The sequence below is a fragment of the Streptomyces sp. NBC_00582 genome, assembly GCF_036345155.1.
GTDB lineage: Bacteria > Actinomycetota > Actinomycetes > Streptomycetales > Streptomycetaceae > Streptomyces.
On the sequence record NZ_CP107772.1, the window covers coordinates 3028959 to 3042344 of the forward strand.

Below are 13386 nucleotides of genomic sequence, written 5' to 3' on the forward strand. Positions count from 1 at the left end.
CACGGGCCGAAGGCGTGGTTCCCGGGGCGCGCCCCGGGTGGTAGACACACCGGGATCACAGTTCCTGTCCGCCAGCAGGAAGGTTCCCTCATGTCCCGCACGTCCACGACACGCCGTCAGATCCTCGCCCGCACCGGTGCCCTCGGTGCGGGCATCGCGTTCACCGGCGCCCTTGCCGACCTCTTCGCGGGCACCGCCGCCGCGCAGGGTCTCGGCCGCACCGGCTACGGCCCCCTCGTCCCCGATCCGGACGGTCTGCTCGACCTCCCCGCCGGCTTCCGCCACCGGGTGCTCTCCCGTGAGGGCGATCCCCTGCGCTCCGGCGAGGGCGTCGTCCCCTCGAACCACGACGGCATGACCGCCCTCCCCGGCGACCGCGGCCGTGTCCACCTGGTCCGCAACCACGAGAACCGCCCCACCGCGGCCCACCCCGTCCCCACCGTCGAGGGCCTGACGTACGACCCGGCGGGCAAGGGCGGCTGTACGGCCCTGACCCTGGACCCCCGGGGCGGGGTGCTCTCGGAGCGGGTCGCCCTCGCCGGGACGGCCGTCAACTGCGCGGGCGGCCCGACCCCCTGGCGCACCTGGCTGACCTGCGAGGAGACCGAGGACAGGGCCGGCACGAACGGCTACACCAAGGACCACGGCTTCATCTTCGAGGTCCACCCGTCCGACCCCCGCCGCACCGGGGCCGTCCCGCTGACGGCGATGGGCCGCTTCCAGCACGAGGCGATCGCCGTCGACCCCCACCTCGGGGTCGTCTACGAGACGGAGGACGCCTTCCTCGAGCCGTTCGGCCTCTTCTACCGCTTCCTGCCCGAGAAGCCGCTGGGCGGGGTGGGCTCGCTGCGCGCGGGCGGCCGGCTGCAGGCGATGCGGGTGCCGGGAGTGCCGGACCTGTCCTCGATCCAGGAGGCGGGCGCCGTCTTCGAGGGCGTCGAGTGGGTCGACGTGCCGGACCCGCTGGCCGCCGAAACGCCCGTCCGGCTCCAGGACTTCGGTCCCAGGGGCATCACCCACGCACAGAAGCTGGAGGGCTGCTACTGGGGCGGCCGGTGCGTGTACTTCGTCTCCTCCTTCGCCCGGGCCGCGGACGGCTCGGCGGCCGACCACTTCGGCCAGATCTGGCGCTACGACCCGGCGCGCCGCCGGCTCACCCTGGTGATCGTCTTCGGCCCCGACACGGACGTCCGGCTCCCCGGCGAGTCCCCCGACAACATCTGCCTCGCGCCCAGCGGCGGCCTCATGGTCTGCGAGGACGGCAACGGGGCCCAGCACGTCTTCGGCGTGACGCGCGGCGGCGCGGTGTACCCGATGGCGCGCAACCGCCAGAACATCGGCACGGCCGAGGCACCCGAGTGGGGCGAGTTCGCGGGCGTCACCTTCTCCCCGGACGGCCGGACGATGTACGTCAACTGCTACACCCCGGGGACCACGTTCGCGGTGACGGGGCCCTGGCGCGGGGAGCGGCCGGGCGGGTGACGCCGACGGAGAGATCCCGTCGTATGGTCATACCTAAGGCGTGACCTCTCGTACTTTCTTACGGTGATCATTCCTGTACGTCGTCTGGCCGCCGTCTGTGCCCTCGGTGCCGCGCTCACCGCGTGCGGCACCTCTGCGGCACCCCGGACCGGCCGCCCGGCGGCACCCGCCCCGTCCTCGGCCTCGGCCTCCGCCTCCGCCGGCCCTTCCGTGTCCCCCTCCGCCGAGCCCTCCCGGGCGCCGACGCTGGCGCCCGGGCCGGCCGGGCTCACCCCGGTGTTCGAGAACGGTCCCCGTACGCTCGGCAGGACCGTCGCCCTCACCTTCGACGCGGACATGACCGCCGATCAGGGGCCCCGGGCGGCGCGCGGGGAGCACTTCGACAACCCGGGGCTGATCTCGGCGCTGCGCGGGCTGAAGGTGCCGGCCACCGTGTTCATGACCGGGCGGTGGGCCGAGGAGTACCCGGCCGAGGCCCGCTCCATCGGGCGGGACCCGCTCTTCGAGGTCGCCAACCACTCCTACAGCCACTACGCGTTCACCGACGACTGCTACGGCCTGCCGACCGTCTCCGAGGACCGGATGCGGGCGGACGTGGAACGGGCGTACACGGCGTTCCGCGAGGCGGGCGTGCCGAACGCGATGCCGTACTTCCGCTTCCCCGGCGGCTGTTACGACCGGCGGGCGCTGCGGGCGGTCGGCGGGCTCGGGGTGACCGCGGTGCAGTGGGACGTGGTGAGCGGGGACGCGTTCGCGACGGACGCCGACGCGGTGGCCCGGGAGGTGCTGGACGGGGTGCGGCCGGGGTCCGTGGTCGTCATGCACTGCACCCGCAGCGCCGCACCCGTCACCGAGCGGGCGGTGCGGGCGATCGTCCCCGAGCTGCGGCGGCGGGGGTACCGGTTCGTGAAGGTGTCGGAGCTGATCGGGGCGTCCCGGGGGCGGTCCTGACCGCGTGCGCTTCCGTACGCTGGAGGTATGAGTGAGGACTCCTACTGTCTGATCGACGCGACCAAGCCGCCGAAGGCGGACGGGCCGCCGTATGCCGAGTGTGTGCTGTGCCGGGAGCCGACCGAGTACCCGGAGTCGTACAAGGGGATCACGCTGTGCCCCGTCTGCGAGTGGCAGGAGGCACAGCGGACCGCCTGTTCAGGGTGATCTGCGGGAGGTGAGGGCGCAGGCCGCCGCGATCGCCGCCGCCGTGGCGACCACGGCCGCGGCCAGGGGGAGCAGTGGGAGGCCGACCGTCGCCGAGCGGGAGCCGGTGACCAGGCCGGTGACCGCCGCGTGCGCCGGGGAACCGCTCGTCACGAGGGCCAGCAGGGTCGCCAGCAGCAGCGCCGGGACGGCCCGGCCGGTGGAGCGCAGGACGGGCCAGGCGGTGAGCGCGCCGACGGCCGTGCCGAGCAGGGCGCAGATCAGGGCGGTGAGGAGACCGGCCGCGGTGGCCTCGGGGACGGGGATACGGCGCTGGTGGTCGGCGCCGACCGGGTCGCTGACGAGGACGACCGCCGCCGTGGCGACCGTGCCGAGGAGCGTGGCCGCGCCCAGTGCGGTCAGGACCGCGGCGAGGTGCGCCCGCGCGGGCCCCGCCGCGGCCGCCACGACGGTGCGGGCGGCCGGGGGTTCGCCGGTGACACAGATCCGCACCAGCCAGGCGGCCGTGGGCAGCAGTACGGCGGACGTCCAGCCGAGCGAGTCCAGCAGCGGCTGGCCGCCCTGCACGCCGACACCCAGGAAGACGACGTACAGCAGGAACGGCGGCAGCCAGCGCTGGGAGCGCAGGAGCAGGGCGGTCTGGTAGCGCAGCAGGGCGGTCATCGACGGCCTTCGGGATCGGACGGGCGCACGCTCACCACGTGGTACGGCGGGCGGGCGGTCAGCAGGGCGCGGAGCACGACGTCGGAGTGGGAGGCGGGGACGACGAGGCGGTGGGCGCGGTCGGCCGTCTCCGCGGTGGTCGTGGCGAGGCGGGCCGCTTCCGGCGGGAGCGGTGCGGGGCCCCGGACCTCGATCGTCGTGTGCGGGCCCTCGGTGGCGGCGGACGGCCCGTCGCCTTCGGCGGTACGGCGGTGGAGGGTGCCGTCGCGGACCGTGTACACCGCGTCCGTCGTGCCGGAGAGGCGGCGGGGGTCGTGGTCGACGAAGACGACGGCGGCGCCGGCGGCCGTGCGTTCGGCGACCGCCCGCTCCAGTTCGGCGCGCGCGTCGGTGTCCAGGCCGGTCCAGGCCTCGTCCAGGATCAGCAACTCCGGTTCGGCGAGCAGCGCTTGGGCCACGGCGACCTTCTGGCTGCTGCCCTTGGACAGCTGGGACATCGGGGTGCGGGCGTGGGCGGTCGCGCCGAAGCGGTCGAGCCAGTCGCCCGCGGCGCGCTCCGCCGAGGGGCGGGGCAGGCCGTGGATCGTGCCGAGGTGGGTGAGGTAGTCGAGGGCGGTGAAGGGGAGGGCCGCGGGGAAGCGTTCGGGGACGTAGGCGGTGCGGGGGTGGCCGCTCACCCGGCCCTCCGTGGGGGCGTCCACGCGGGCGAGGAGGCGCAGGAGGGTGGATTTGCCGGTGCCGTTGGGGCCTTCTACCCGGGTGAGGGTGGTGGGCGGCAGGTCCAGGGTCACATGGCGGAGGACCCAGGGGCCGCGTAAGCCGTAGCGGCGGCCGGCGTTGGTCAGGCGTAGGGCACGGTCCATGGGGGTTCATGGTGTCGTACGGCGGGTGCGGGTGGGAGGTGGCCGGTCGCGCGGTTTCCCGCGCCCACGAGTGGGTCCAGTAGCCTGCGCCTGTGAGTGAGAGTCCCTTTCAGACCGAGCCGAACCCCCGTGACCAGGCCCCGCAGTACGTCCTCCCCCTCGTCGTGCGGGTGGAGAAGGCCGCGCCGCCCGCTCGTACCGACGCGCTGGAGACCGCCGCTCGGGCCGTGCTCGTCATGCTCAGTGACGAGCGGTCACTGGACGACGGGGCCTGGGCCCAGGCCGTGCGGGACTGGCAGGACGCGCGGATCCGGAAGGTCGTACGGCGGGCCCGGGGGGCCGAGTGGCGGCGGGCCGAGGCGTTGGACGGGGTCACCGTCAGTGGGAAGGCGGCCGAGGTGCGGGTGTTCCCGCCCGTGCCGCTGGACGGGTGGCCGAAGGATCTGGCCCGGCTCCAGGTGTCCGGGACCGAGCTCGACGACCCGGAACCCCCGGCCGACGCCGACCCCTGCGTGCCGGTGATCTGGCTGAACCCCGAGCTCGACATGTCCGCCGGCAAGGCGATGGCCCAGGCCGGGCACGGTGCCCAGCTCGCCTGGTGGGAGCTGTCGCAGGAGGAGCGGAGCGCCTGGCGTGCGTCCGGGTTCGCGCTGGCCGTGCGGACCGCCGCTCCCGAGCGGTGGCGGGAGCTGACGGCGAGCGGGCTGCCGCTGGTGCGGGACGCCGGGTTCACCGAGATCGCTCCGGGGAGCTGCACGGTGGTGGCGGACCATCCGGCGCTGCGCTGAAGCCGGGCTTGCGTCGGCCGACGGCGGCCGAACCTCAAATGTTGCTCTGAAGGTGGGGGCGGCGTGGTTCGGCGCTCGGCGGCGGGGTCATACCCCCGTCACCACCGAGGGGGACCAAGGAGGCGGTGACCATGGTGCGACTGGGAACGGGCATCGGCTGGCGGCCGGAGATCGCGGACGCCGTGGAGCGGATGCCGGGGATCGACTGGGTCGAGGTCGTGGCGGAGAACACCTGCCCCGGACACCTCCCCGCGTCCCTGGTGCGGCTGCGCGAGCGCGGGGTCACCGTCGTCCCGCACGGGGTCGGGCTGGGGCTCGGCGGCGCCGAGCGGCCGGACGAGGGTCGGCTCGCGGCGCTGGCGGAGCGGGCCGGGGTCCTGGGATCGCCGCTGGTCACCGAGCACATCGCGTTCGTCCGCGCGGGCGGCCCGCTGACCGCGACCCCGCGGCTGGAGGCCGGGCACCTGCTGCCGGTGCCGCGGACCCGGGACTCCCTCGACGTGCTCTGCGCGAACGTGCGCATCGCGCAGGGGGCGCTGCCCGTGCCGCTCGCCGTCGAGAACATCGCGGCGCTGATCGCCTGGCCGGGCGAGGAGATGACGGAAGGGCAGTTCCTGTACGAGCTGGCGGACCGGACGGGCGTACGGCTGCTCGTCGACGTGGCGAACCTGTACACCAACCAGGTCAACCGCGGGGAGGATCCCGCCAAGGCGCTCGACGAGCTGCCCCTGGAGGCCATCGCCTACGTGCATGTCGCGGGCGGGTTCGAACGGGACGGCGTCTGGCACGACAGCCACGCCCACCCCGTGCCGCGCCCCGTCCTCGACATCCTGACCGACCTCGCCTCCCGGGTCTCGCCACCCGGGGTGCTCCTGGAGCGCGACGAGAACTTCCCCGAACCGGCCGTTCTGGAGCTGGAGTTGGACGCGATCGGGACCGCCCTGCGGGACGGCGAGCGCCGCGCGGTCAAGCGGGAGCTGATACGACTCGGCCAGGACGCCCGGGCGGGACGGGGGGCACGGTCCGCCGTCGCCGTCGCACCCGCACGCCACCGCGTCGCTCTGACCGCGCCCCTGTCGCCCGCACCCGCGCCTGCGGCGCCCGCGGACCCGCGCCGTGAGGGCGCCGACGTGGCCGTGGCCGTCGTCGGTGAGACCACTCGGCAGCGGCTCGGGCTCGCTCAGGCCGCGCTGTTGTCCGCGCTGGTCGCGGGGACGCCGGTGCCGGAGGGGTTCGACCGGGTGCGGATCGGGGTGCAGGCGCGGGCGCTCGCGGCGAAGCGGGCCGGGGTCGTGGCCAAGGTGGCGCCGGAGCTGCCGGTCCTCCTCGGTGACGGATACCGCCCGGCGTTCCTCGCGTACGCCCAGGCCCGTCCGATGCGCGGCGGCTACCGGCAGGACGCCCTGGACTTCGTCGAGCAGGTGCTGCTGGACGGGACGCCGGCCGAGGGGCGGACACGGCGGGAGCTGCGCACGTGGTGGCTGGACCGGTCGGGGCCGGCCCCGCGGTCGGGTTCGCGGCTGGCACGGGCGGCGCGGGTGGGCCGGGCGCTGATCCGGCGTCGGCCGCCGGGCCGTACGCGCCCGCTGTCCGCGCCGTGGGCCCGCCTCACGCCTAAGTTGCCGGGGCAGTAATATGCCTTTTCGCACCCGAAGCGCACTGGCGTGCGGTGCCGTGTGCAGGAGGCAAGTATGCGACCGAGGCGACCGCGACCCCCCGTCCAGGGCAGAGGCATCATCAGCGGCACCGGGGTCATCGTCGTCGGCCTGGCCGCGACCTGTGTGGCGCTGTTCATCCCCGTCGCCTCGTACTCCGGCCCCTCGACGACCGGAGCGGACGTACTGAACGCGCAGACCGTGCTCACGCAGTACGGCCCGCTGTCCGAGCTCGACCGGGAGTTCGTCACGAAGGTGCGGCTGGCCGGGCTGTGGGAGCTGCCCGCGGGGCAGTTGGCGCAGCGCAAGGGCACGACCGCGGCCGTACGCACCGCCGGGCAGCACCTCGTCGAGGGGCACACGTTCCTGGACGAGCGGGTGCGTGACGTGGCCGCGAAGCTGGGGCTCGGTCTGCCGAACGAGCCCAACGACCAGCAGAAGGCGTGGCTGGCGGAGCTGAACGCGGCGCAGGGCGTGGACTTCGACCGGAAGTTCGCCAACATCCTGCGGCTCGCGCACGGCCGGGTGTTCACGGTCGTCGCGCAGGTACGGGCCGGCACCCAGAACTCGCTGGTGCGCGCGCTCGCCGACGACGCCAACACCACCGTGCTGGACCACATCGAGATCCTGGAGGCCACCGGGTACGTCGACTTCGAGGCCCTGGCCCGGGATCTGGCGGCGACCGGCACCCCCTCGCCGACGGCCACCCCCGGGGTCGTGGTGCCGCTGACGCCGTCACCCTGAGCCAAGCGGAACGTCACATACCCGCAACGCTCCGTCCGGATGATGAACAAGGCATGGCGTTGTCCCGTGCACACGGCATAGAAACGTGACATGTTCTGGGTCCTTCTTCTGCTCCTGGCCTGGGCGGTCGCGGGCGCGGCGTGCACCCGGCTGTGCCTGGCCGCCGTCCGTGCGGCGGCCGTGGACACGGAGGACGCGACGGCCGGTCAGGGACACGACCTGACGCTCTACGAGGCGGCGTTCCTGTCCGGCGGGCCCGGCCGGGTCGCCGATCTGACGATGGTGTCGATGGCCCGGCAGCGGCGGCTGCTGCTCGCCCGCACCGGCTGGGCGACCGTCGTGGACCCGCGCGGGCGGGACGAGATGGAGCGGTCGGTGATCGGAGCCATCGGACCCGAGGGACAGTCCCGTATCGCGCCGGCGCGGGCCGAGGCGGCGGCCGCGGACGCCGTGCGGGGGCTCGCCGACCGGCTGGTCAGCGCCGGTCTCGCGGTGCCCGACGGGGCCCGTACGACGGTCGAGGCCGGGGTTCGGCAGGTGCGGCTGGCGGCCGGGTTCGTCCTGGCGGTCGGCGCGGTCGCGCTGTCGATGCCGGTGCCGTCGGACGGTACGGGCATGCCGCGCGGGCTGGTCGCCCTGTGGTTCGCGCTGCCGCTGGCGCTCACGCTGAGCTGCCTGGCGATAGCGCGGGTCGAGGTGCACCCCTACGCGCGCTGGGCGTCGCCGGCCGGGCAGCGACTGCTGGGCGCCCTGGCCCGGCGGGCCGCCGGCACGGGCGGGGCCGGTGACGACCGTTCGTATCTCACCTCCGTGGCCGTCCTCGGGATCCACGCGCTCGACGAGCCCGACCTACGGGCCGCGTTCGCCCACCGGGAGCCCTGAGACCCCGCGCGTTCGCCTCCCCGGGGGCGCACTTGGAGCATTGGCGCCGACACCAGCGGGCGGTGCTTGCCTCACCTCACAGCCCTGCGAAACATCCCTTTTGTCGCCGACCGCGCACCGAAGGGACACGCGAATGAGAGCTGGCGCGCTCTACTCGGCCATGGGAGCCCTGCTCCTGACCACCCTCTCCGCCGCCCCCGCCGGCGGCCTCCCCACCACCCCCGGCCGCCCGGGCTCCCCGACGGCCGCCGGGGCTCGAGCCGGTGTCGCGCTCGCCGCCGCCCGGGCCGCCGCGCAGGGCATCGCCTTCGGGAAGTGCGCCGACGCGCAGGACCTGCCCGGCGGCATGGAGTGCGGCACCGTCGGCGTCCCGCTCGACTACGCGCGGCCGAACGGCCGGCAGATCGAACTGACCGTCAGCCGGGTCCGGGCCACCCACCGGGACCCGCGCAACAGCAAGCACCGGGTGCCCCGCAAGGGCGCGCTCGTCTTCAACCCCGGCGGCCCCGGCGGCTCGGGCCTGTACTTCCCGCTGGCCGGCCTGCTCCCGCAGTGGAAGCGCCTCGGCGCGGCGTACGACCTCGTCGGCTACGACCCGCGCGGAGTCGGCCGCTCCGCTCCGCTGTCCTGCCAGGACCCCAAGAACTTCTTCAAGGGCCCCTCCCCCGCGCCCACCCATCCCTCCGAGTCGTACAAGCGGGAGCGGATCGCCGAGGCGAAGGCGTACGCGCGCGGCTGCGCCCAGCGGGCCGGCGGCGCCCTGCCGCACTACAACTCGCTGAACAACGCCCGCGACCTGGACGTCCTGCGGGCCGCGCTGGGCGAGAAGCAGCTCACCTTCATGGGGGCGTCGTACGGCACCTACTTCGGGGCGGTGTACGCCACCCTGTTCCCCTCGCACGTACGCCGGATGGTGTTCGACGCGGCGGTGAACCCGGACCCGAAGCGGATCTGGTACCGCAACAACCTCGACCAGTCGAGGGCGTTCGAGAGCCGCTGGGCGGACTTCCGGGAGTGGGTCGCCAGGAACGACACGGTGTACGGGCTGGGCGACACACCCGAGAAGGTGCTGGACAGCTACGAGCGGGCCCGCGCCCGGCTGGCCGCGGAGCCGGCCGGCGGGAAGGTCGGGCCGGCGCAGCTCCAGAGCGCGTTCCTGCAGACCGGGTACTACGACGACTACTGGCCGCACCGGGCGCGGGCGCTCGCGGAGTATCTGAAGGGCGACCCGAAGGAGCTCATCGCCCAGGCCGGGCCGGTGACGGAGGCCGCGGCCGAGTCGGAGAACTCCACCGCCGTCTACACGGCCGTGGAGTGCAACGACGCGCCCTGGCCGACGGACTGGAAGGTCTGGGACCGGGACAACACCCGGCTCGCGCGGATCGCGCCGTTCGAGACCTGGGACAACGTCTGGGCGAACCTGCCGTGCGCCTACTGGCCCGCCCCGCGTCAGCGGCCTGTCGATGTGCGGACCGGGCCCGGTGAGCTGCCGCCCACACTGATCCTCGCCGCCGAGCGGGATGCCGCCGCGCCCTATGACGGGGCGTTGGAGATGCACCGCCGTCTGTCGGGGTCGGTGCTGGTGACCGAGCGGGACTCCGGGACGCACGGGATCGCCGGAGGGCCGAACGCCTGCGTCAACGGGCATGTCGAGGCGTATCTGCTGGAGGACCGGGTGCCGGTGCGGCAGACCGCCTGTGCGGGGCACTCGGCGCCCACCGCGAGCGCCTCGAGGTGAGGCCGTGGGGAACTGCGGGTCCGTGGTGGCCGGTCGCGCAGTTCCCCGCGCCCCTGGCGGGGCGCCTTACGCGAGGCCGGCCACCAGGTCCGCGACCGACTTGCGGCGGCCCGTGTAGAACGGGACCTCCTCGCGGACGTGCATCCGGGCCTCCGAGGCGCGCAGGTGGCGCATGAGGTCGACGATGCGGTACAGCTCGTCGGCCTCGAAGGCGAGGATCCACTCGTAGTCGCCGAGGGAGAAGGACGCGACCGTGTTGGCGCGGACGTCCGGGTAGCCGCGGGCCATCTTGCCGTGGTCGGCGAGCATCCGGCGGCGGTCCTCGTCGGGGAGCAGATACCAGTCGTAGCTGCGGACGAAGGGATAGACGCTCACGTAGTCGCGGGGCGTCTCGTCGGCGAGGAACGCCGGGATGTGCGAGCGGTTGAACTCGGCGGGGCGGTGCAGCGCCATGTTCGACCAGACCGGCTCCAGGGCGCGGCCCAGCCGGGTGCGGCGGAAGAGGTTGTACGCCTCCTGGAGCTGGTCGCTGGTCTCGGCGTGCCACCAGATCATCACGTCGGCGTCGGCGCGCAGACCGGACACGTCGTAGGTGCCGCGGATCGTGATGTCCTTGGCGGCGAGCTGGTCGAACAGCTCCTGGACCTCGTCGGCGTATCCCGCGCGGTCCTCGGGGAGCACGTCCTTCAGCCTGAAGACCGACCACAGCGTGTAGCGGATGACCTCGTTCAGGTCCTTGGCCAGCTTGCCCTTGTTCGGGATCCTGCCGGACTCGGTGGTGGGGGCGTCGTCACTCATGGTTCTCATTCTCCTGCTCCGCCGTGCAGACTTTGCACCGGGTGGGCGGTGAGCTCCTGTACGGCGCTCAGGTCGCCGTGGATCTGGTCGACGGCCGCGTGGGCGCTCGCGATGCACGCGGGGACGCCGACGCCGTCGTACTGCGCGCCGCACACCGCGAGGCCGGGCAGCTTGGCGACGTGCTCGCGGATGCGGGCCACGCGCGCGTGGTGGCCGACCGGGTACTGCGGCAGGCCGTCCGTCCAGCGGGTGACCCGGGTCTCCAGCGGGACGGCGGTCAGGCCGGTGGCCTCGCGCAGGTCGTGCCGGGAGACCTCGACGAGGTCGGCGTCGTCGCGGCCGAGGATCTCCGTCTCGCCGTACCGCCCGACGGAGGTGCGCAGCACGCACACCTCGGGGTCGTCCTCGGCGATCCAGCCCCACTTCTGGGAGGCGAACGTGGACGCCTTGATGGTGCGGCCGTCGACGGGCGGCACGAGGAAGCCGCTGCCCTCGGGCAGGGCGGCCTCGGAGCGGCGGTAGGCGAGGGTGATCAGAGCCATCGAGGCGTACGAGACGGCGCGCAGGTCGGCGGCGGCCTCCGGGGACTCGGCGGCCAGCAGCGCGGCGGCGGCGGGCGCGGGCACGGCCACGACGACGGCGTCCGCGTGCAGCGCCCGCTCGCCGGTGGTGACCCGCCAGCCGCCGGCGGGCTCCCGGCGCAGCCCGGTGACGGGCACGCGCGTGTGGATCTCGCCGCCCCGCGCGCGGACCGACTCCGCGACCGCGAGCGGCAGCCGGCCCACTCCGCCCTCGACACCCATGAACACCGGCCCGGTCTGCCGGCTCGCGGCGGCCTCGGCCTGGATCTCGCGGACGGCCTCGGTGAGCGAGGTGTGGGTGAGCGCCGCCCGGTAGAGCTGCGGTACGGCCGAGCGCATCGAGATGCGGTAGGCGTCCCCGGCGTACACCCCGCCGAGGAGGGGTTCGACCAGGCGGTCGACGACCTCGCGGCCCAGGCGCGCCGCCACGTACTCCCCGACCGCCACGTCCTCGCCGACCTCCGTGCGCGGCAGGTCTGCGTCCCGCTCGATGCGGGCGAGGCCCTCGTCGGACAGCACGCCGGACAGGGCCGCCGCGGTGCCGGGGACGCCCATGACATGGCCCTTGGGCATGGGGCGCAGGGCGCCGCGGGTCCAGATCGAGGCGGTGGCGGTGGCGGGCGGCCGCAACAGGTCCGTCAGTCCCGCCGCGCGCGCGAGGGCGACCGCCTCGGGGCGGCGGGCGAGCAGCGACTCGGCGCCGAGGTCCACCCGGACGCCCGCGATCTCGCCGGGCAGCAGCTTGCCGCCGACCCGCCCGGACGCCTCCAGCACGGTCACCCGCGCCCCGCGCTCCAGCAGCCGGTGGGCGGCGGCCAGGCCGGCGATCCCGGCCCCGATGACGACGACGTGCTGCCCCGCACGCGTACCCGTTGCGCTCATGCCCTCCACTCTCTCAGACCCCACCGACACCGCCGCCAGGGCCATGTGGCCCCACCGAGTCCCGACCGTGACCGCTTCGGAACCTGTTCCGTCCAACGTCCCGGGCCGCCCCGGCGTCGAAGGAGCGTCAGTCGTCACAACCCTCGGGGGGTACGTCCACATGCACGCACGACGTTCCGTACGGCCGGTCCACGCGCTGGCCGGCATCCTGCTGGCCGCCGCGCTCGCGCTCACCGGCTGCAGTGGCGCGAGCGACTCGGGAGGCGACGGCGCGAGCCTCGCCGACAAGGCGGCGGCCGGCGGGGCCGAGGTCCAGTCGGATGCCAAGGAGGGCGCGGGGGCGAGCGGTTCGCAGGCCTCGCCCGCGCCGAAGATCACCGCGAACCGGATCATCCGCACCGCCTCGCTGGCCGTACGGGTCAAGGACGTCCCGAAGGCCCTCGACGAGGCCCGTACGACCACCGAGAGCGCGGGCGGTTACGTCGGGAACGAGTCCACGAGCCGGGACGAGGACGGCACCGAGCGCACCCGGGTGGTGCTGCGGGTGCCCGTCGAGCGGTACGACGACGTCCTCGCCGAGCTCCAGGGCGCGGGCGAGCTGCTGGAGCGCACGGCGAAGGCGCAGGACGTCACCGACCAGGTTGTCGACGTCGACAGCCGCATCAAGACGCAGCGGGCCAGTGTCGCGCGGGTCCGTGACCTCATGGACCGGGCCACGAAACTCAGTGACGTGGTCACGCTGGAGGGTGAACTGAGCAGCCGTGAGGCCGATCTGGAGGCGCTGCTCGCCCAGCAGGCGTCGCTGAAGGACCGCACCAGCCTGGCGACGATCACGCTGAGCCTGTCGGAGAAGCCGGCCCCGAAGGCCGCAGCCGCCGACGACGACCCGGGGTTCCTGGACGCGCTGGCGGGCGGTTGGGGCGCGTTCGTGACCCTGCTGCGCTGGATCGCCGTCGTCTTCGGCGCGGTGCTGCCGTTCCTCGTGGTGGCCGTGGTGCTCGTGGTGGCCTGGCTGCGGCTGGCGCGCCCGCGCCGCCGGACGAGGGGCACCCTGCCCGCAGCGGACCCGGCGGCCGGCGTGGGCGCGGGGGCCGGAACCGGCCCGGCGGACGGCCCCGAGCGGGACTGAAGTCCGCCTCCCCCGTAGCGTGT

General features: G+C 74.4%; 13 protein-coding genes. 9 read left to right on the plus strand and 4 right to left on the minus strand.

Annotation, left to right across the window (positions count from 1 at the left end):
• Nucleotides 1-90: 90 nt before the first annotated feature.
• From OG852_RS13095 to OG852_RS13105, 3 genes are all read left to right on the plus strand, one after another.
• Nucleotides 91-1482 (plus strand): alkaline phosphatase PhoX, encoded by a 1392-nt coding sequence (locus tag OG852_RS13095; protein ID WP_330348012.1) that lies wholly within the window; start codon nucleotides 91-93, stop codon nucleotides 1480-1482.
• A gap of 63 nt (nucleotides 1483-1545) precedes the next feature.
• The gene (locus OG852_RS13100) at nucleotides 1546-2433 is read left to right on the plus strand and encodes a polysaccharide deacetylase family protein (RefSeq protein ID WP_330348013.1); all 888 of its coding nucleotides are present in this window, start codon (nucleotides 1546-1548) and stop codon (nucleotides 2431-2433) included.
• Between the two features lie 27 nt (nucleotides 2434-2460).
• The gene (locus OG852_RS13105; protein WP_133914615.1) at nucleotides 2461-2640 is read left to right on the plus strand and encodes a hypothetical protein; all 180 of its coding nucleotides are present in this window, start codon (nucleotides 2461-2463) and stop codon (nucleotides 2638-2640) included.
• Here OG852_RS13105 and OG852_RS13110 read toward each other — a convergent pair.
• Both OG852_RS13110 and OG852_RS13115 read right to left on the minus strand, forming a co-directional pair.
• Entirely contained in the window at nucleotides 2632-3303 is a 672-nt protein-coding gene (locus tag OG852_RS13110; protein WP_133914616.1) for an ABC transporter, read from the minus strand. The genes OG852_RS13105 and OG852_RS13110 overlap by 9 nt on opposite strands.
• On the minus strand, nucleotides 3300-4166 hold the full coding sequence (locus tag OG852_RS13115; RefSeq protein WP_133914617.1) for an ATP-binding cassette domain-containing protein: 867 nt from the start codon (nucleotides 4164-4166) through the stop codon (nucleotides 3300-3302). The genes OG852_RS13110 and OG852_RS13115 overlap by 4 nt, the downstream gene beginning before the upstream one ends.
• 92 nt (nucleotides 4167-4258) lie before the next feature.
• On the opposite strand from OG852_RS13115, the gene OG852_RS13120 reads away from it, so the two are divergent.
• The 5 genes from OG852_RS13120 (at nucleotide 4259) to OG852_RS13140 (ending at nucleotide 9973) form a co-directional block, all read left to right on the plus strand.
• Nucleotides 4259-4954, plus strand: coding sequence for an aminoacyl-tRNA hydrolase (locus OG852_RS13120; protein ID WP_330348014.1), 696 nt, complete (start codon nucleotides 4259-4261; stop codon nucleotides 4952-4954).
• Between the two features lie 131 nt (nucleotides 4955-5085).
• Nucleotides 5086-6588 (plus strand): DUF692 domain-containing protein, encoded by a 1503-nt coding sequence (locus tag OG852_RS13125; protein ID WP_330348015.1) that lies wholly within the window; start codon nucleotides 5086-5088, stop codon nucleotides 6586-6588.
• 57 nt (nucleotides 6589-6645) lie between these two features.
• Nucleotides 6646-7353, plus strand: a complete 708-nt coding sequence (locus OG852_RS13130; RefSeq protein WP_133914619.1) for a DUF4142 domain-containing protein — start codon at nucleotides 6646-6648, stop codon at nucleotides 7351-7353.
• A gap of 90 nt (nucleotides 7354-7443) precedes the next feature.
• Complete coding sequence (locus tag OG852_RS13135) at nucleotides 7444-8235, plus strand: TIGR04222 domain-containing membrane protein (RefSeq protein ID WP_133914620.1); 792 nt, start codon at nucleotides 7444-7446, stop codon at nucleotides 8233-8235.
• Between the two features lie 133 nt (nucleotides 8236-8368).
• Nucleotides 8369-9973, plus strand: a complete 1605-nt coding sequence (locus tag OG852_RS13140; protein ID WP_330348016.1) for an alpha/beta hydrolase — start codon at nucleotides 8369-8371, stop codon at nucleotides 9971-9973.
• A gap of 66 nt (nucleotides 9974-10039) precedes the next feature.
• Here the strand turns inward: OG852_RS13140 and hemQ are convergent, their stop codons facing one another.
• Nucleotides 10040-10771, minus strand: coding sequence for a hydrogen peroxide-dependent heme synthase (hemQ, locus tag OG852_RS13145; protein ID WP_133914622.1), 732 nt, complete (start codon nucleotides 10769-10771; stop codon nucleotides 10040-10042).
• A 5-nt stretch (nucleotides 10772-10776) separates the two neighbouring features.
• A complete protein-coding gene (gene hemG, locus OG852_RS13150; protein WP_330348017.1) occupies nucleotides 10777-12234 on the minus strand; it encodes a protoporphyrinogen oxidase in 1458 nt (485 codons plus the stop codon).
• Nucleotides 12235-12394: 160 nt separating this feature from the next.
• Here hemG and OG852_RS13155 point away from each other — a divergent pair, with 160 nt between their 5' ends.
• Entirely contained in the window at nucleotides 12395-13363 is a 969-nt protein-coding gene (locus OG852_RS13155; protein WP_330348018.1) for a DUF4349 domain-containing protein, read from the plus strand.
• The last annotated feature ends 23 nt before the right edge of the window (nucleotides 13364-13386 follow it).

Bases quoted from the DNA above. Each gene is read 5' to 3' on its own strand.
- hemQ (WP_133914622.1), bottom strand. From the start codon at position 10,771: ATGAGTGACGACGCCCCCACCACCGAGTCCGGCAGGATCCCGAACAAG.
- OG852_RS13115 (WP_133914617.1), bottom strand. From the start codon at position 4,166: ATGGACCGTGCCCTACGCCTGACCAACGCCGGCCGCCGCTACGGCTTA.
- OG852_RS13125 (WP_330348015.1), top strand. From the start codon at position 5,086: ATGGTGCGACTGGGAACGGGCATCGGCTGGCGGCCGGAGATCGCGGAC.
- OG852_RS13110 (WP_133914616.1), bottom strand. From the start codon at position 3,303: ATGACCGCCCTGCTGCGCTACCAGACCGCCCTGCTCCTGCGCTCCCAG.
- OG852_RS13105 (WP_133914615.1), top strand. From the start codon at position 2,461: ATGAGTGAGGACTCCTACTGTCTGATCGACGCGACCAAGCCGCCGAAG.
- OG852_RS13135 (WP_133914620.1), top strand. From the start codon at position 7,444: ATGTTCTGGGTCCTTCTTCTGCTCCTGGCCTGGGCGGTCGCGGGCGCG.
- OG852_RS13130 (WP_133914619.1), top strand. From the start codon at position 6,646: ATGCGACCGAGGCGACCGCGACCCCCCGTCCAGGGCAGAGGCATCATC.
- hemG (WP_330348017.1), bottom strand. From the start codon at position 12,234: ATGAGCGCAACGGGTACGCGTGCGGGGCAGCACGTCGTCGTCATCGGG.
- OG852_RS13155 (WP_330348018.1), top strand. From the start codon at position 12,395: ATGCACGCACGACGTTCCGTACGGCCGGTCCACGCGCTGGCCGGCATC.
- OG852_RS13140 (WP_330348016.1), top strand. From the start codon at position 8,369: ATGAGAGCTGGCGCGCTCTACTCGGCCATGGGAGCCCTGCTCCTGACC.
- OG852_RS13095 (WP_330348012.1), top strand. From the start codon at position 91: ATGTCCCGCACGTCCACGACACGCCGTCAGATCCTCGCCCGCACCGGT.